Raw genomic sequence first — 16,171 nt, forward strand, 5'->3', positions numbered from 1 at the left:
GTGGTGCTCGCTAGCGTAACCAGGTGGAGCTGGCGGGGGGTTGCGAAGCACGACGCCGAACCGGCTTCCGTTTCAGAGGATTTCGGAACGGCCTGCGAGCGTCGTGATGGTCCGCCAGGCGCGGTCGCGCGTTCCACGAGCGGGAATGAGATGGGGCATGGCAGAGACGAACGGGGGCGTGCGGGAACCGCACGGGCCCGACCATGACGAGGAAGGGCCGTCGGCGCGCGGTGATCACCGCATCGACATCGCGGGGAACGCGTCGGGAACAGTGATCGCGGGCAACCACAACGTGGTGATCGACGCCCACGGTTCGACCGTGAACCTGCTCCCACCCCGGGAGCGCCCCAGGCCGGTGCGCCGGGAACGAGTCGCGCTCGTCCCTCGCCGGCAGCGTGAACCAGTGGGCCGCGAAGCGGACTTGGAGGAACTGGAGAGCGCCCTGCACGGGCACGGGCTGGTGCAGCTGTGGGGACCGCCCGGGGTCGGCAAGAGTACCCTGCTGCGTCACGCGGCCCGCTGCCTCGAACCCGGCCCGGACGGGGTGCTGTTCTTCAACGCGGCCCACCGGGAGGTCGAGGACCTCGCCCAGGAGATCTTCGAGGCCTGCTACGAGGCTCCGGGCTATGCGCCGACGGGACCGGAGCTGCGCCGGCTGATGGCTGGAGTCAGGGTCACGGTATACGCCGACGACGTGGACCTGACCCCGGAGCAACTGCGGCTGCTCGCGGACGCCGCGCCCGATGCGACGTTCGTCCTCGCGAATCGAGAGCGTTCGCTGCTCGGGGAGGGCGGGCACCTGGAGCTGCGGGGGCTGGACCGGGCGGCCGGACTTGAGCTGCTGACCCGGGAGTTAGGGCATCCGCTGCCCCAGGGCGAACTCGTCGCGGCCAACGAGCTGTGCATGCTGTCGCTCGGCCGGCCCCTGCTGCTGTTGCGCGCGGCCGGACTGGCCGGGTTCGACACGTCGGGCGAGGTCACGCTGCCCCGTCCGGCCGAGATCGAGGGCCTGCTGCCGCTGCTGCTCGACCGGCTCGACGCCGCGGCGGTGACCGCCCTGCACCTGCTCGCGACGCTGCGCGACGCGGAGGTGGACCCAGTGCATGTCGGTGCGCTGTGCGGGGTACCCGAACCGGCAGTGGTCTGCGGCCGATTGGCCGAGCTGGGCCTGGCGGTGGTCACGGAACGCGGGTACCGGAGTGTCGCCGACGTGGTGCCGGAGGTGCGGCGCCGGTCCCCGGAGGGGTTCCCCGCCGACCGGCTGTGCGACCACTTCGCCCGCTGGGCTGCGCTGCCGACCACCACTCCGGCCCAGGTCGCCGACCACGGACGCGCGTTGGAACTGGCGGCCGAGCTGGCCGAGCAGCAGGGCCGACCCGACCTCGCCGTGCGGGTCGCCCGGGCCGTGTCGCCCGTCCTTGCGCAGTCGCTGAGGTTCGGCGTGTGGGGGCGGCTGCTCGACCAGGGCCAGAACGCCGCGCAGCAGGCGGGCGACGTGACGGCCAGGGCCTACTTCACCCACGAGAAGGCCATTCGGTGTCTCCTGATCGGCCGGCGCGTGCTGGCCGCGGTGCTCCTGGCCGAGGCGGTGGTGCTGTGGCGGCAACTGGGCGACAGCGAGGGTGTCAACGCCGCGCTCAACGCCCAGCAGTACACCCCGCCGCCGTCCTCACTGACGCCGGACGCGGGGCCGCCGGGAGGCGACGTGGGGACGACCCTCGGCAACGACGCGGGCACCGCGGCGGGGACCGACCCGGGCACGACGGTGGGGGCCGACGCCGGCACGGCTCCCGGGACGACCTCGGGGACCGACCCGGGCACGACGGTGGGGACCGACCCGGGCACCGTGCCCGGGACCGACCCCGCTGTGGCGTCCGGGGCCGACCCTGGTGCGGCATCGGCGGCGGACGCGGGCGCGCAGCCTGGGGTGGATACGGGGGGCGCCCCGAACACACCGGTGGACCCCGTCACACAGCTCGCCACCAACCCTTCCGGCGCGACGACCGCAGGTGGTGCCGCCGCGGGGGGCGGCACCACCGCTGTCGGGGTGGGCGCGCTGTCGACGGGCGTGATCACGACCCTGGTCGGCATCGTCGCCGCGATCGCCATCGGCGTGGGCATCTACCAGGAACAGGCGTCGAACGACGAGTCCCCCACGAGCTCGACCTCGACCCCGTCCGACGAACTCGCCGGGGTCTGGCGGGACGGACAGGGCAATGTTTTCCGGATCACCGAGTCGGGGGACGGCTCGTACCAGTTCAAAATGCAGGGGAACTGCGGTGGCAGCAGCACCGTAGAGATCACCGGAAGCTCCGGCAGTTACAGCGCCACGGTGCCGGTGTGGGACGAGTCGTCCTGCGGAACGACCGTTGGGGAGGCCGACCTGAGGATCGACGTCGACTCCGACGGCTCCAGCGCCGACGTCGAGATGACCGAGAAGTCGGACGGGACGTGGAAGTGCTACACCTGCGGAACCCAGAGCTGGACCCGCCTATCCTGATGGTCCTGACGTTCGACGAGTCCTCAGCGATACCGAAGGGAGAACCCGCCATGCCGCTCTCCTCAGGCGACCGGTTCACGATCCGCATCGGCGGTGACGCCTCGGGCCCCGTCGTGGCCGGCCACGACAACAAGGTCGAGGTCCGTCGGCCTAGCGAGCCTGACGCAGAGTCCGGCCCGACCCAGACGACCACCGTCCGGGACCACGGCACCGCCTACACCGTCATGAACGGCGAACTGCACATCCACCACGACTCCTCCGCCCGGCCACCGGAGGAGGGCTGACACCGGTCGCCACGTGCCGAACCCCAACCCCCTCATGGCATGAGGCCCGTTGCGGACGAAAGACGAACCGTGGGCGAGTCCGTGAGGTGGCGGGCGGGGGCGGACGGCGCCGCGCGTGGCGGCGCGCCGTGGTGCTGTCGACGCGAACGGCGTCCGTCACCTCTGCGCCTACGTGATGGGCCGATGAGTCACGCAGCGGACAGGGCTGGCCCGGACTCGACGCGCTGTGAAAAGACGACCGGACCGGGACCGGCAGGGCCGCCTGGTTCGGCTGCCTGCGGGCCGGGTGCGGGAACGTCGACCAGGCGACCCGGACATCGCGGGCCGAGCGGCGTGACCGGAGGTCAGGCCTTTCGATCCGGCCCGCGTCGCGATGGTGGAAGACCTTCGTCGTGACCTCCACATCCGGGAAGCCGTCGGGCCGGTCGCGCAGCAGACCGTACACGTGCCGCCGCACAGCGGCGCGGGCCCGCTCGATCCGGGCAAGCGGGACGTCGTCGACTTCGAGGGTCGCCGGCGCCGTCGCTCCGGCGGGGGTCCGAAGCCCGGCGGCCCACCCGGTCTGTGTGGCCGTCCGCTGGCGAAGGCGCGGGGGATCAGCGTGCGGTCGCCGTCCGGCGGGGTAGGGCGCTGCGTGTCACGGGCCGCTTCGCATGAGGGGCGCATGCGTACAGCTGGTACGTCTCGGTGAAGCTGCCGTAGTCCACCTCGACCGTGCAGATGGGGCGGTCCGCGTAGAGGCGCGCGGTACACAAGGCGCAGTTCCGTGAGCTCCACGGCTAACGCGGCTTGCTCGGGCTCGGTGGTCACGGGTTGATCCCCTTCCGGATGTAACGTCCGTGCAGTGGTGACGCTCCGAGTCAAGCGCATGCCCAGGTGGTGCGGGAGCGTGTGTGGGGATGGTGTGTGAGTCACCGGCGCACACCCCGTGCGAAAGGCGGCACGCAGCGGGTACTCATGGGGGACTGCGGTCGGAGGGAGGGACCGCGCGGGGCGGACAGACCGGATGGACCGGACAGAAGGGACGGATGTGCGACTGATCGCCGCTCCGATGTGGGAATTCGGTGTCGACCAGGGAGTCCGGCAGTTCGCCGAGCTCGGCGTCGCGCTGGTGCTGTCCACCCTGATCGGGCTCGAGAGGGCGGTGCGGCAGAAGAGCGCCGGGCTGCGCACCCACACCCTGGTGGGCGTGGGCAGCGCGCTGTTCATGCAGGTTTCCCAGTACGGCTTCGCCGATGTGCTGTTGCGCGACCACGTCGGCCTGGACCCGTCACGGGTGGCGGCGCAGGTCGTCTCCGGTATCGGCTTCATCGGCGGCGGCCTGATCTTCGTCCGGCGCGATGCCGTCCGCGGGCTGACCACCGCGGCGACCGTCTGGCTCACCTGTGCGGTGGGCATGGCCTGCGGCGGTGGTCTGGCCCTGCTGGCCACCGCGGTCACCGCGGTGCACTTCCTGGTGATCCGCGGCTATCCGCTGCTCACCCGCCGGCTGCCGGCCCTCTGGTCGGCCGAACGGGTGGAGTTGCAGCTCTCCTACCGGGTGGGCGCCGGGCTGCTGCCACGTGTCCTGGAGCTGTGTACGGCGGCCGGGTACCGGGTGCTGCGGGTCCGGGTGGACCGGGCGCCCTGGAAGGGCCGGGACCGCACCACCCGGGTCGTCCGGGGCGAGGAGGAGGCCCGGCCCGCCGATACGGGCGTCGCCGAGGTGCAGCTCGCCCTCGAGGGCACCGGGGACGTGCTCCGGCTGGTCGGGGCGATCTCCGAGCTGGACGGCGTCCTCGGCGCCGACGCGGGCCGCGACCTCGACGACTCGGAGTGACCGCGGCGACCGTTCACGATACAGACAAACGATCTTGATCGCTCGACCGTTGACGAGTGCCGTCCGCCCCGCCGCCCGACTGGATCCTTGCCCGCCGCAGGGCCGTCGGCGACCGCATCCGCGAACTGCGGACCTGGCGCAACCTCACCAGGAGAAGCTCGCTGAGAAGTGCGACATGGACCGGCAGTCCGTGAACCGAATCGAACAGGGGCACCAGGCGCCAGGGCTCGACACCCTCATCCGCATGGGCGAGGCACTCTCAGTGCCCCTGGCTGACCTCGTTCGCGGGGTGTGATGCTTCTCCCTTCACCAAGCTCCGGCCCCTTGGATATGTCGGGCGGAGGCGGCTGACGCCAGAGTGGGTGGTAGTACCCGCGCCCCAGTCGGCGCGACCGAGGCCAACCGCCGCCGGGGGCGGGGGCTTGAGACTCGCCCGCCTCCGGGGACACGTGGAGACGAGCGAGCCGGGCCTCGGCAAGCGGGCGGCCGAGGCGGGGGCTTCTCCGTGTGGGACTCCGGCCTCCACGATCCCCATCCGGGGCCGGAGTCCCTGCCCTGCGGTCGACGGCCGCGCCTCGGCAAGCCGACCGGCAGGGGCTTTGGAGGGTGGGCCGCTGGTCGCGCGCTCCGGCGGGGGTCCGGAGCCCAGCAGCCCACCCGGTCTATGGGTCCGGCGTGCCTGCGAGGCACAGGTAGACCGCGAGCACCAGCAGCGCGGGGATCGCACTCAGCAGCAGACCCAGGCGGACGGCACGGTAGGCGAGCAACACGGCCCGCACGGCAGGGGCCTGGCGACGGTGCCTCATCCGGGGCCTCCCGGATCCCGCCTCTCTCGGCGGGGTGGAGGTGGCTGCTCACGCCTGACGTGCTGGCATCGGTCCTGCCGCACGCCCGTCACTGTGGGATACCGGACGGTGTCGCACGTGGTGCAGACGGCTGGCCAGGGAACGCTCGCGAGGCCCGGGTACGGGCCCAAGGGCACATAGCCAGCCTCACGGATACGCCGCTCGGCCAACGCGGCACGCCGTCGGGGAGACGATGCTTTCGTCCAGGCGCTCACGCGTGGCCACCGCCCTGCTGAGCGCCAATCTCCCTGCACAGCGGCCGACACACATACAGCTCTATGGCCTCTTTGGCGGCGCCGCCGCAAGTCCACTCGACCGTGCCGAGGAGCTGGTCAGCGAACAGCCGCTGCCCGCACAGAGCACAATCCCAGCCCTGAAGTTGGGGCCCGGTCAGAGTGTCGGCGTCCGGCAGCGGTACGCCCGGGAGCAGCGAAGGCCGCGGGCAGGTCGTCACCGCGGCCGCCCCTCGTGCTCGGCCACGGTCGCGCTGGTGAGGGTCCGCGGCCGGCGCCTGGTGTAGAGCGGCGCGTGTGGGGGGCAGGCGTAGGTGACCTTGCCGACGTCGCTGCGGCCGTCCTCCACCTCGACCGGGATGGGTTCGTCGGTGGGTAGTTGGCAGTGGTAGCAGAGCTGGCGGCCCTCGGGCGCGCGCCCGTATTCGGCGCGGTCGGCCTCGGCCAGCGCCTCCCACAGCTTGCCCGCGTCGGTCAGGTAGTGGTCGGCCGTGAGTGGAACGCGCCAGTGGGTGCGGTGGCCATCCGTCCAGGAGACGGGCGGTACGCCGAGGTAGGTCTTCTCGTCGGCGAGTTCGGTGAGGACTCGGACTTGGCGCAGGTGCCAGCTCGTAGCGGAGCCCACCTGGACGAGCCAGTAGAGGGGGCCGTGCTTGTCCTGGATGACGGCGCCGGTCTCATCACTGAGGGTCTTGAGCGCGCGTTCGCCGACGCTCGGTGCTGCTCGAACGGCGTCCCACCATTTGCCCGCGGGTAACGCCTCGACGTCCACGGAGGGCGGTGGTGTCCACGGTAGGGTTCTGGCCTTCATGCCGCCCCTCCCGGAGACGCGCCGAGGAGAAAGGCGAGGCGAAGAGCGGTACCGCTCTCGTCGCCACGCTCGCCGAGCTCATACCCCCAGGTGGTGACATAGCGTCCCCCCTGGCTGGCGATCTCTTCCACCAGATTGGCGCTGAGCGGATTCGCCACACACAGCTGGGCACCCTTCGCCACTATCGACAGTCCGTAGGCTTTCAGTCGATCGGCGAGGTCGCGGTAACCGGATGCGTCCATGCATCGATGTCACCGCACCGGTAGTCCCGGCGGGATATGACAACCTATGACACGGAGTGGATCATGACTCGGGATGTGGCCATCACCGGCACTCGGTCGACAGCACATCGCGACCTCACCAGCTACGCCGAGCTATTCGCCAACTACCTCCACCTCTTCGCAGATGCCGACGCCCACTTCTACGTCGGAGGAGCCAAGGGCATCGACAGCCTGTCCCTGTTGTGGCTGGCCGGGAACACCGAGGCACGGATCACGATCGTCGTCCCCGGTACCGTCCAGCAGCAGCCCGCCGAGGCGCGACAGGCCATCACCCGCAGCCGCAGCCGAATCACGGAGGTGATTGAGCTGCGCGCCGAACAGCTCCGTACGCCCGCATTTCATGCTCGGAATCGGTGGATGGTCGACCACTCCGACATGGTCATCGGATTCCCTCTGGCAGGCACTCACAGGACCTCTGGGACTTGGCAAACCCTCGATTATGCAGCGCAGCAGGTGAAGCCACACCTAATCGTGCCCGTGTGACGGGGATCACCGGCATGATGAGGGCATGAGCACGTGCGAAAGCCTTCGTGGCGCTGCTGCCCTCAAATCCCTCCGGAAGGCGCGAGGCTGGTCCCTGGCCGACACGGCGCGGGCGCTCGTCGATACAGCACGTCAACTCGGCCAATCGCTCGACTCCTCGGCCACGAGCGTGCAACGGTCCGTCGCCCGGTGGGAGAGCACGCAACGCCCCATCCTCCCCAGCGACCGGTACCAACTGCTGCTCGCGCACCTCTACGCCCGAGGTGCCGACGGCCACGTCGCCCTTGGGCGGCAGCGACTTCGCCGAGCTGCTCGATGCCCTCGCCCGCCTGGGAGCGGCAGAGACGCAGATGCGTGAGCTACGCGCCCTGCTCGTGCGCACGGCCACCGACAGCGGTACCGGGCTGCTCGCCCTACTCGGACCCACGACTCAGCTATCGATGGCGGCCGCGCTCGCCGATCCGGCGCGAGTCGACGATGCGCTACTCGCCGGAATGCGGGCGGCCGTTGGCGATGTCAATGCACAGGTGGGCTCGTTGCCTTTCGCCCGGCTGCAACTGCTGCTCGCCCCGGTGATCGAGTCTTGTCAGCGGCTGCTGACCGGCGGCGTGCCCGAGCCGCTGCGGCCTGAGCTGCGCACGGTCGCGGTGCAGGCGTATACCCTCGCCGGGCGGCTGGCGTTCGAGACCCGGGATGACCAGGCGTCCCGCGCGCTCTACGCGGCCGCCACCGGCGCGGCAGGACAACTCGGCACCCCGTGGCGCCGGGCAGTCGTTCACATGAGCCACGCCCTGGTCACGCTGTACTCGGTCCCGGGCATCGGCGCGGCCCGTGAGCTGGTCGACGCCTCGGTGCGCGATGCCCGTACCGGCGACAGCGTCCGCGTGCGGGCCCGAGCACATGCGCTACAGGCCGAGATCGCCGCCCGGTCGGGTGCCGAGCGGCACGCACAGACCGCGCTGTCGCTCGCCTGGTACGACCTCGACCGCGACGACGACGAGGATCCCTCGCCGACGAGCTTCAGCCCTGACCACCTGCGCGGCTTCGAGGGTCTGTGCGAGCTATATGTTGGAGATGCAGCGGTCGCTCATGACTTCTTTGCCGGTAGCGTGGCGGCTTTGGGAGCGCCACGCGAGCGGGTTCAGCGGGCCATCGTCTCCACCGATCAGGCAATGGCCTGCATTCGTCTCGATGCTCCGGAGAGGGCCGCAGACCTCCTGCACGCCTGCGTCGATTCGGCAGCCAGCACCGGCGGGCGTGTACCGGTGTTGCGCCTGCGCCAGGCGCGTAAAGAGCTGCGGCCGTGGCGGCGCGAGGGCTTCGTCGCCGATCTGGACGATCACCTCATCGACGTACTGGGAAGCTGACACGACGCAAGCCCCCTCGCCCGGCCCGAAGGCCAGACGAGGGGGCGACGTTAACGAGAGCCGTGAAATCTTCCCGCCCGGAATTGAGGGTCTCAGAGGCGGCGCCGGTCAGGTGCGAGCGCGGCTGGCGTCGTCGGGCTCGGGTCGGGCTCCGGGGCAGGTGCGCCATCTCGTCGGCACACCAGCGCATCCGGATCATCAGCGGGCGGCTGGAGGCTGTACCCGTCCGGGCAGGTCTGCCCGTCCCGCCCATCGGCCCCATCCCGGCCGTCCTTCCCGTCCGCGCCCGGCGGACCCGCGGGTCCCACTGGGGAGTAGGCAGCACAGCAGAGGAGCCCTGCCCGATCTGATCTCGGGTGGGGCTCCCTCGTACGTGCGCGTCCTCAGGGGGCGGAGATTCGAACCCGCGACCACCGGACCGGCGCCCGGCTGCTCTGAGCTGACTGACCCCGCGCGGGCACGCACTCCGCCCGGTATGGCCGTGACCACGGCGCCCATGCGGCGGTTGGGCAACGCATGGACGAGGCCCAGACGTGGGCGATGATCGAGGAGCCGGGCAAGCGCGAGCCGCTGATCACCCGAGGCGAAGCACGCGCCACCGTGGCGCTGCTGCATCTGCTCTGCGAGCAGGGTGGCCCCGGGGCCGACGCCGCGGTCGAGCCGGCGGCCAGACTCGGCTGCCGGCCCCCGCCGAGTAGGCCCCCTACACCGGCAGCGCGTTGCCCCGGTCGTCCAGCCACACCTGCTGACCGGCAGGCGTCACCGTGAGCCCGAACTGCGTGCGGGCCGGGCGACCAGCATCCGCCCACCAGGCGTGGGCCGCCTCGACCTCGGCCCACAGCCGGCGCGGGCCGTGCTGCTGCACGTCGTACTCGACAGCGTCCGGCTCGTAGTCGACCGACGCCCACGACCCGGTGCCCGCGTCGGCGAGCCATAGCGTCCACGCACCGTCAGGCCCCTGGCCCGTAGCCCACTGGCAGCCGGGAACTAGCACTCCGACCGCGAACCAGGCGTCATCGTTGCCGAGGACGTGCGGGTCGAGTCCGGTGTGGCTGTCGTGGGTTTCGCCCCCGGCCCGGGCGATGGCCATGACGTCCCGCGGCGGTGCCTGTGCCCTCATCCACATAAACGCCGCGTCGTCCACAACCCGGCCGGATGCCACAGGTCCGTCGGGGCAGTGCTCGACGGTGAGCTGGAGGAGCACGCCGTTGCGCAGCGTGGTGCCCCACGGGATCACGATGATCCCGTCCGGCTTGGTCTGCTCGATCCAGGCGCGCGGCACGTCGTGCACGGAGCAGGTCGCAATGAGCCGGTCGTACGGCGCACGCGCCACCCAGCCCTCAGCGCCGTCACCGGTGACCACGGCGGGTGCGTACCCCGCGGTCTTGAGGCTGGCGCGCGCCCGCTTGGCCAGTTCGGCGTCGACCTCCACCGAGGTGACCTGCTCGTCGCCGAGCCGGGCTGCGAGGAGTGCTGCGTTGTAGCCGGTGCCCGCGCCGATCTCCAGTACGCGGTGACCGTCTTCGGCTCGGAGTGCGGCGAGCATGCGGGCGACGATGCGCGGCATGCTCGCCGAGCTGGACGGCGTGCGCGCCACCTCGGCGTCAGGCGGGTCCTCGACCTGGGTTACCAGTGCCTCGTCGGCGTAGGCGAGATGGTCCCACCGGTCGGGGTCGGCGGCTCGGTCGAGGGGCGTGTAGCCGTCGTCGCCGCGGACCCAGATGCGGTCAGGGATGAACCGGGCACGGTCGACGCGCAGAAATGGGCCGCGCCAGTCGGCGGAGAGGTGGCCGCCGTGGCTGAGCATCTGGGTGAGTGCGGCTGGGCCGTTCGCGGTGAGCATGCCGCCTACTTCTGCTGGGGCCTGGGTGGGGTCGGCTGGGCTGGAGGGATGGGCTTGTCGGGCTTGTGCCCGTCGCCTTCGGCTACGTCCGGCTTGCCGCTGTGCTTGCCCATGGCGCTCCCTCGTCTCGTTGAAGTGAGGGCCATGGTGGCGCGGGCTTGGGGTGTGCGGTAGGGCGCACGGGTGCTTGCTGGGGGTGCGCGCCGAGGTGTGGCACCAGGCTGGGCGTATGGCCCGTGCCCCGCACGTCATCGTCCAGATGCCCTCACCCACCGGCGGCCGGACCGTGCGCGTGAACGGCACGATCCTCGGTAGGGGCGGCTGTCCGTGGTCCGGGATGGCCGCCCTACTGATGTCCGCAGAGACCTGCGGGCTACCTCTTCGAGCGGGTGTCAGCGCTGGTCATCAGTACGAGTAGAAGCCCGAGCCCGACTTGCGTCCCATCCGGCCCGCGTCCACCATCCGCAGCAGCAGCGGGGGAGCGGCGTACAGTTGCTCCTTGTACTCGCCGTACATCGAGTCGGCGATCGCCGCGATCGTGTCCAGGCCGATCAGATCGGACAGCTTGAGCGGGCCCATCGGATGGGCGCAGCCCATCTCCATGCCGTTGTCGATGTCCTCGCGGCTGGCGATCCCGGACTCGAACATCCGGATGGCGGAGAGCAGATACGGGATGAGCAGCGCGTTGACCACGAACCCCGCGCGGTCCTGGGCGCGGATGGCGTGTTTGTCCAGGACGTCGTGGACCAGCGCCTCGGTGCGCTTGATGGTCTCGTCACCGGTGGTGAGCGCCGGGATCAGCTCCACCAGCGCCTGCACCGGCGCCGGGTTGAAGAAGTGGATGCCGATCACCTGATCCGGGCGGGAGGTGGCGACGGCCAGCTTGACCAGCGGGATGGAGGAGGTGTTGGAGGCGAGGATCGCGTCCGGTCGGGTCACCACCTGGTCGAGGACCTGGAAGATCTCCGTCTTGATCTGCTCGCTCTCGACGACCGCCTCGATCACGAGGTCACGGTCGGCGAATTCCCCCAGGTCGGTGGTGAAGCTCAGCCGGTCCAGCGTCGCGTCGCGCTGCTCCTCGGTGATCTTGCCGCGCTCCGCGGCCTTGCCGAGGGAGTTGGTCAGCCGGGTGCGCCCTATCTCCAGGGCCTCGCCCGTGGTCTCCGCGACCATGACGTCCAGGCCGGATCGGGCGCACACCTCCGCGATGCCCGCACCCATCTGGCCACAGCCCACCACTCCGACGCGTTCGATGTCGGTCACATCGTGCCTTTCGCTGGTTCAACTGTCCGTTGTGCCGTCCCCCTGTCGCCCCAGACGTTACCCTCCGGTTATCGGCGAGGGGCGGGCCGGGGCCGGATTCCCGGCCCCGGCCCGCCCCCGTCACCGTCTTACACACGGGGCTCTCACACCACGGTCACGAGGCGTCGCCGCGCAGGATGCCGCGGCCGTTGGTGGCCACGTAGACCCGTCCGTAGACCCGTGGGTCGCCGGTGATCGAGGCGCCCGTCCAGCCCCACTGGTGGGCGTCGTCGTTGATCCGGGTCCAGCTCGCCCCGGCGTCGGTGGAGCGGAAGATGCCGCGCACCCCGCCGATCTTCGCGCTGGTGTAGAGCGCCTGGTACGAGGCGCCCGGCGCCGCCTTGCCGAAGCCGATGGTGTCCGCCTGCTGGACGCCGCTCAGTTCGGTGAAGGTCGCGCCGGAGTCCGTGGAGTGCCACAGCCCGTAGGCCCCGGCCGTGCTGCCGCCCGCGAGCCAGATGTCGCCCTCGGCGCCCGGCAGCGCCTTGAACCGCACCGGGCCGTCGGCCGGCAGCCCGGAGGACGCCCTGGCGGTGAAGGTGGCGCCGCCGTCGGTGGAGACGTAGAACGTGCCCGCCTTGAAGCCGTAGAACTTCTTCGGGTTCTGGCGGTCGGACTCCACGACCGCCCCGGCCGGGATACCGCTCGACGCCGACCAGGAGCTGCCGAAACCGGTGGTGTGGTAGACGGCCGAGGTGCCCTCCGGGGCCCAGACGAAGCCGTTGCCGTCGGCCGCCGCGGCCACCGTGCCGCCGCCCGTGACTCCGGACGGCTCGCTGCCCTGGAACCAGTTGGCGCCGTTGTCGGTCGAGAAGGCGATCCGCGGGGCGGAGTCGTTGTTGCCCACCCGGACCACGGTGTTCGCATTGGTCTCGGCGTAGTCCAGGCTGGTGGTCGTGGTGAATGTCGGCGAGGTGTACATCCTCGCGGGCACCGCGTCGAGGTCGGTGTGGCGGAAGCCCCCGATGTCACCGAGCGCGCTGAGCAGCGGGGCGCCGGTGGGCGGGCTCGCCAGATCGCCCACCGCCGTCTCCTCCAGACCCTTGACCATGGGCGTGATGGTGATGGTGCCGCCCGTGTCCCAGTTCGCGAGGTTCTCCGTGCCGTAGACCGTCGCACCGGTGCCGTACATCATCCGGCGGGAGTCGAACGGGTCGATCTCCAGCGCCTCGGTCATCCAGCCCAGCTTCGGGGTCACTTCGGGCGGCGAGGGGTTGGCGCCGAAGGTCAGCCAGGGGACGGACGAGACGTCCTGGGTGTAGCGGAGGGACCGGTCGGGGTAGCTGGTGAAGTCCCAGGCCCGGGTCCAGGTGGCGCCGGAGTCGGTGGAACGGAAGATCTGGGTGTCCGGCCACCAGGAGCTGTAGCCGGTCACCATCAGCGTGCCGGGTTTTTGCCGGTCCACCGTGAGCCCGCTGTAGCCGAAGTAGGTGTCGGCGTCCGTCATGGGGCTGATGTTCTTCCACTCCCCGGTGGCCGTGGTGTACCGCCACACCTGGCCCTTCTCCCCGTCGTACGGGCCGCCCTTGTCGCTGGTGGTGAGGTACAGATAGCCGTTCTTGGCATCGAGGACGCCCTTGTGGGAGAGATAGCCGGTCGGCTGCCCGGCCACCCGCGACCAGGTGGCGCCCGCGTCCGTCGAGCGGTAGACGGTGTTGTTCTTGTCGGCCACGCCCACGTAGACGGTCTTCGTCGCGCTGCCGGAAGAACCGGTGCGCTCGTCGAAGGTCACCCACACCACGCCCTGGTTGTCGCTCAGATAGCCGCTGGTGTCGCTCGCGTCCTGGACGTAGGTGCCGGGGTTGGGGAAGGACGTCACCTTCGACCAGGTGACACCGGAGTCGGTGGAGCGCCACAGCCCGTTGCCGCCCGGCGCGCCGAGGTAGAGCACGCTGTTCTTGTTGGGGTCGACCGCCAGCCGTTCCCCCATGCCGCGGCCGGGCATATTGCCGCCCAGCTTGAAGGGGAGGGTGGTGGACTGCCAGCTCGCGCCCCGGTTGGACGAGCGCAGGATGGCGCCGTTGCCCGGGTCCCAGCCATTGGTGTACGTACCGGCCGCCACATAGACCTTGTCGGGATCCACGGAGTCGCTGGCCAGGCTCACCACCCCGGTCCAGCCCCAGTGGTCCCAGTCCAGCGAGTCCAGCAGCGGCACCCACCGCTTGCCGGACTGGTCCCAGCGGTACGCCCCGCCGATGTCGGTGCGGGCGTAGGCGAGGTTCTTCTCCTTGCGGTTGAAGACGATGCCGGGGACGAAGCCGCCGCCGTCCACGCGCACGTTCTTCCAGGTGTAGGCGTCGGCCTGGGCGGTGCCCCGGGCCGGGGCCGGTTCGGGGCGGGCCGCCGCGGGGGAGGCGGCGGCGGTGAGTAAGCCGCCGACGAGTGCCAGCGCGGCGATGAGCGCGCCGAGCGGTCTGCTGCCTTTGCTGCGCACGGGAACTTCCTCTCCGGACGTGGGGGTAGTGAGGGGTGCGGGCCCTGCGGGCGAGGGCATTTGGGAGCGCTCCCATGCGTGCGTCATCCGATGCTAGCGGCCGGATGGCCGTGCGAGAAGGGTGAAGTCAAGCGGTCCTCAAGGGGTGTTGGGCTTCCGCCGCCCGGATTCGCGATAGGCATTGCCGGGCGCCCCACAAGGGCCCCATCATCGGCGGGAGTTGCCTCCTGCGGCGCGATGCCTGCCCGGGGCCGGGCCCGGGGCCGGAAGGGAGACGGCCTCCTGGGTCCGCGGCCCCGGCCGGTGGCGGGCGGCGGCGCTCCGTTGGCGACACGACCGAGGCGAGGAGTTGGACATGGGTCGGATCACGCGCAGAAGTCTGACGGTCGCGGCCGCCGGAGCCCTGGCCGCCACCGTCACGGCGGGGGACGCGCTGGCCCAGGGGCCGGGCGGTGGGCACCGGCCCGAGTTCCGCGGGATGTGGCTGGCCACCGTCGCCAACCGCGACTGGCCGTCCAAACCGGGTCTCACCGCGGACGAGCAGCGGGCCGAGCTGCTGAGCTTCCTGGACACCGCCGTGCGCCGCCGGCTCAACGCGGTGGTCTTCCAGGTGCGGCCGACGGCGGACGCGCTGTGGCCCTCACCGTACGAGCCGTGGGCCGAGTGCCTCACCGGCGTCCAGGGCCGGGACCCGGGCTGGGATCCGCTGGGCACCGCCGTGCGCGAGGCGCACCGGCGCGGCCTCGAGCTGCACGCCTGGTTCAACCCGTACCGGATCGCCAACCACACCGACCCCACCCGGCTGATCCCCACCCATCCGGCCCGGGTGCACCCCGAGTGGGTCGTGCCGTACGGCGGGAAGCTCTACTACAACCCCGGGCTGCCCGAGGTCCGCCGCTTCGTCCAGGACGCCATGCTGGACGCGGTCGCGCGCTATGACATCGACGCCGTCCACTGGGACGACTACTTCTACCCCTATCCGGTGGCCGGCCAGGTCTTCGACGACGACGCGGCGTACGCGCGTTACGGCACGGGCTTCCCGGACCGGGCGGCCTGGCGGCGGAACAACATCGACCGGCTGGTGTACGAGACGGCCGTGCGCGTCAAGCGGCTGAAGCGGCGGGTGCGGTTCGGTATCAGCCCCTTCGGCGTCTGGCGCAACCAGGCCACCGACCCGCTCGGCTCCGCCACCACGGCAGGGGTGCAGACCTACGACGACCTCTACGCGGACACCCGCGGCTGGGTGCGGCGGGGATGGCTCGACTACATCGTCCCGCAGGTCTACTGGAACATCGGCTTCGCCGCCGCCGACTACGCCGCGCTCGTCCCCTGGTGGTCGGAGGCGGTCCGGGGCACGGGGGTGAACCTCTACATCGGCGAGGCGCTCTACAAGGCGGGCGATCCGGCGCAGCCCGCGCCCCGGCAGGACCCGGCGGAGCTGTCCCGGCACCTCACCTTCGACCAGGGTTTTCCGCAGGTGCGCGGCAATGTGTACTTCTCGGCCAAGGAAGTGGCCGGCGACCGCAACGGCGCCATGGCGCGTGTGGTCGCCGACCACTATCCCCATCGTGTCCGTCCGCCCCGCTGAACCGGGGCCGCGGGCCGGCTAACGCTGCCCGGGTCCGGCGGCCAGGTGGCGGACGACCGAGTCGGGCCCGGGGGAGAACAGGCACTCGTGTCCGTCGTCCTCGTAGCGCACGCGGTAGGGCGGTTCCCCGTCGGTCCCGAGCACTTCGATGATCTCCGCTACACGATCGTGAATCCCGACAACCCTGCCGTGCACCAGCAGCTTGTCGCCTACGGTCGCCTCCATGTGCGTGACCTCCTGTCCGCTGGAGGGCAATGCGATCTGGCTGAGGACAATGCGATCCCTGAGGCCAGTCTATGGCTGATTGTCCTGGTTTGCCCCCGCCGGGGGATGATCCGGGTCCCCCGCTTCGGGGATCAGGCTCGCCGCTTCGGGGATCCG

The 16,171-nt window shown here is 71.0% G+C and carries 14 protein-coding genes; 7 read left to right on the plus strand and 7 right to left on the minus strand.

The window, feature by feature from the left end; genetic code table 11:
• The first annotated feature begins 157 nt into the window (after positions 1-157).
• The 4 genes from STRVI_RS13075 to STRVI_RS54225 all read left to right on the plus strand — a co-directional run bounded on the left by STRVI_RS13075 (position 158) and on the right by STRVI_RS54225 (position 4,898).
• On the plus strand, positions 158-2,500 hold the full coding sequence (locus STRVI_RS13075) for an ATP-binding protein (protein ID WP_014056120.1): 2,343 nt from the start codon (positions 158-160) through the stop codon (positions 2,498-2,500).
• A gap of 50 nt (positions 2,501-2,550) precedes the next feature.
• Positions 2,551-2,784 carry a hypothetical protein gene (locus STRVI_RS13080; RefSeq protein WP_043238660.1) on the plus strand — a complete coding sequence of 78 codons (234 nt, stop codon included), beginning with the start codon at positions 2,551-2,553 and terminating at the stop codon, positions 2,782-2,784.
• 1,006 nt (positions 2,785-3,790) lie between these two features.
• Complete coding sequence (locus STRVI_RS13085) at positions 3,791-4,603, plus strand: MgtC/SapB family protein (RefSeq protein WP_014056122.1); 813 nt, start codon at positions 3,791-3,793, stop codon at positions 4,601-4,603.
• 175 nt (positions 4,604-4,778) lie between these two features.
• On the plus strand, positions 4,779-4,898 hold the full coding sequence (locus STRVI_RS54225; RefSeq protein WP_078505233.1) for a helix-turn-helix domain-containing protein: 120 nt from the start codon (positions 4,779-4,781) through the stop codon (positions 4,896-4,898).
• A 367-nt stretch (positions 4,899-5,265) separates the two neighbouring features.
• On the opposite strand, the gene STRVI_RS52615 is transcribed toward STRVI_RS54225, so the two are convergent.
• The 3 genes from STRVI_RS52615 to STRVI_RS13100 all read right to left on the minus strand — a co-directional run bounded on the left by STRVI_RS52615 (position 5,266) and on the right by STRVI_RS13100 (position 6,734).
• On the minus strand, positions 5,266-5,409 hold the full coding sequence (locus STRVI_RS52615; protein WP_014056123.1) for a hypothetical protein: 144 nt from the start codon (positions 5,407-5,409) through the stop codon (positions 5,266-5,268).
• A 489-nt stretch (positions 5,410-5,898) separates the two neighbouring features.
• Complete coding sequence (locus STRVI_RS13095) at positions 5,899-6,492, minus strand: hypothetical protein (protein WP_014056125.1); 594 nt, start codon at positions 6,490-6,492, stop codon at positions 5,899-5,901.
• Positions 6,489-6,734 carry a hypothetical protein gene (locus STRVI_RS13100; RefSeq protein ID WP_014056126.1) on the minus strand — a complete coding sequence of 82 codons (246 nt, stop codon included), beginning with the start codon at positions 6,732-6,734 and terminating at the stop codon, positions 6,489-6,491. Before STRVI_RS13100 ends, STRVI_RS13095 begins: the two co-directional genes overlap by 4 nt.
• A 63-nt stretch (positions 6,735-6,797) precedes the next feature.
• On the opposite strand from STRVI_RS13100, the gene STRVI_RS13105 reads away from it, so the two are divergent.
• Positions 6,798-7,256: a DNA-processing protein DprA gene (locus STRVI_RS13105; protein WP_014056127.1), complete on the plus strand. Its 459-nt coding sequence runs from the start codon at positions 6,798-6,800 to the stop codon at positions 7,254-7,256.
• A 284-nt stretch (positions 7,257-7,540) separates the two neighbouring features.
• Positions 7,541-8,623 carry a hypothetical protein gene (locus STRVI_RS13110; protein ID WP_043235856.1) on the plus strand — a complete coding sequence of 361 codons (1,083 nt, stop codon included), beginning with the start codon at positions 7,541-7,543 and terminating at the stop codon, positions 8,621-8,623.
• A 703-nt stretch (positions 8,624-9,326) separates the two neighbouring features.
• Here STRVI_RS13110 and STRVI_RS13115 read toward each other — a convergent pair.
• From STRVI_RS13115 to STRVI_RS13125, 3 genes are all read right to left on the minus strand, one after another.
• A complete protein-coding gene (locus tag STRVI_RS13115) occupies positions 9,327-10,466 on the minus strand; it encodes a methyltransferase domain-containing protein (protein WP_014056129.1) in 1,140 nt (379 codons plus the stop codon).
• 405 nt (positions 10,467-10,871) lie between these two features.
• A complete protein-coding gene (locus STRVI_RS13120) occupies positions 10,872-11,729 on the minus strand; it encodes a 3-hydroxybutyryl-CoA dehydrogenase (protein ID WP_014056131.1) in 858 nt (285 codons plus the stop codon).
• 154 nt (positions 11,730-11,883) lie between these two features.
• Entirely contained in the window at positions 11,884-14,202 is a 2,319-nt protein-coding gene (locus STRVI_RS13125) for a sialidase family protein (RefSeq protein ID WP_014056132.1), read from the minus strand.
• A gap of 355 nt (positions 14,203-14,557) precedes the next feature.
• On the opposite strand from STRVI_RS13125, the gene STRVI_RS13130 reads away from it, so the two are divergent.
• The gene (locus tag STRVI_RS13130) at positions 14,558-15,790 is read left to right on the plus strand and encodes a glycoside hydrolase family 10 protein (RefSeq protein WP_014056133.1); all 1,233 of its coding nucleotides are present in this window, start codon (positions 14,558-14,560) and stop codon (positions 15,788-15,790) included.
• An 18-nt stretch (positions 15,791-15,808) separates the two neighbouring features.
• Here STRVI_RS13130 and STRVI_RS13135 read toward each other — a convergent pair whose 3' ends face one another.
• Positions 15,809-16,015, minus strand: a complete 207-nt coding sequence (locus STRVI_RS13135; RefSeq protein WP_014056134.1) for a DUF1918 domain-containing protein — start codon at positions 16,013-16,015, stop codon at positions 15,809-15,811.
• Positions 16,016-16,171: the final 156 nt, after the last annotated feature.

Origin of the sequence: Streptomyces violaceusniger Tu 4113, assembly GCF_000147815.2 — a bacterium.
Lineage (GTDB): Bacteria > Actinomycetota > Actinomycetes > Streptomycetales > Streptomycetaceae > Streptomyces > Streptomyces violaceusniger_A.

Excerpts from the sequence above, each read along its gene's own strand:
- STRVI_RS52615 (WP_014056123.1), bottom strand. The coding sequence starts at position 5,409 with ATGAGGCACCGTCGCCAGGCCCCTGCCGTGCGGGCCGTGTTGCTCGCC.
- STRVI_RS13130 (WP_014056133.1), top strand. The coding sequence starts at position 14,558 with ATGGGTCGGATCACGCGCAGAAGTCTGACGGTCGCGGCCGCCGGAGCC.
- STRVI_RS13085 (WP_014056122.1), top strand. The coding sequence starts at position 3,791 with ATGGACCGGACAGAAGGGACGGATGTGCGACTGATCGCCGCTCCGATG.
- STRVI_RS54225 (WP_078505233.1), top strand. The coding sequence starts at position 4,779 with ATGGACCGGCAGTCCGTGAACCGAATCGAACAGGGGCACCAGGCGCCA.
- STRVI_RS13115 (WP_014056129.1), bottom strand. The coding sequence starts at position 10,466 with ATGCTCACCGCGAACGGCCCAGCCGCACTCACCCAGATGCTCAGCCAC.
- STRVI_RS13095 (WP_014056125.1), bottom strand. The coding sequence starts at position 6,492 with ATGAAGGCCAGAACCCTACCGTGGACACCACCGCCCTCCGTGGACGTC.
- STRVI_RS13100 (WP_014056126.1), bottom strand. The coding sequence starts at position 6,734 with ATGGACGCATCCGGTTACCGCGACCTCGCCGATCGACTGAAAGCCTAC.
- STRVI_RS13075 (WP_014056120.1), top strand. The coding sequence starts at position 158 with ATGGCAGAGACGAACGGGGGCGTGCGGGAACCGCACGGGCCCGACCAT.
- STRVI_RS13105 (WP_014056127.1), top strand. The coding sequence starts at position 6,798 with ATGACTCGGGATGTGGCCATCACCGGCACTCGGTCGACAGCACATCGC.
- STRVI_RS13135 (WP_014056134.1), bottom strand. The coding sequence starts at position 16,015 with ATGGAGGCGACCGTAGGCGACAAGCTGCTGGTGCACGGCAGGGTTGTC.
- STRVI_RS13080 (WP_043238660.1), top strand. The coding sequence starts at position 2,551 with ATGCCGCTCTCCTCAGGCGACCGGTTCACGATCCGCATCGGCGGTGAC.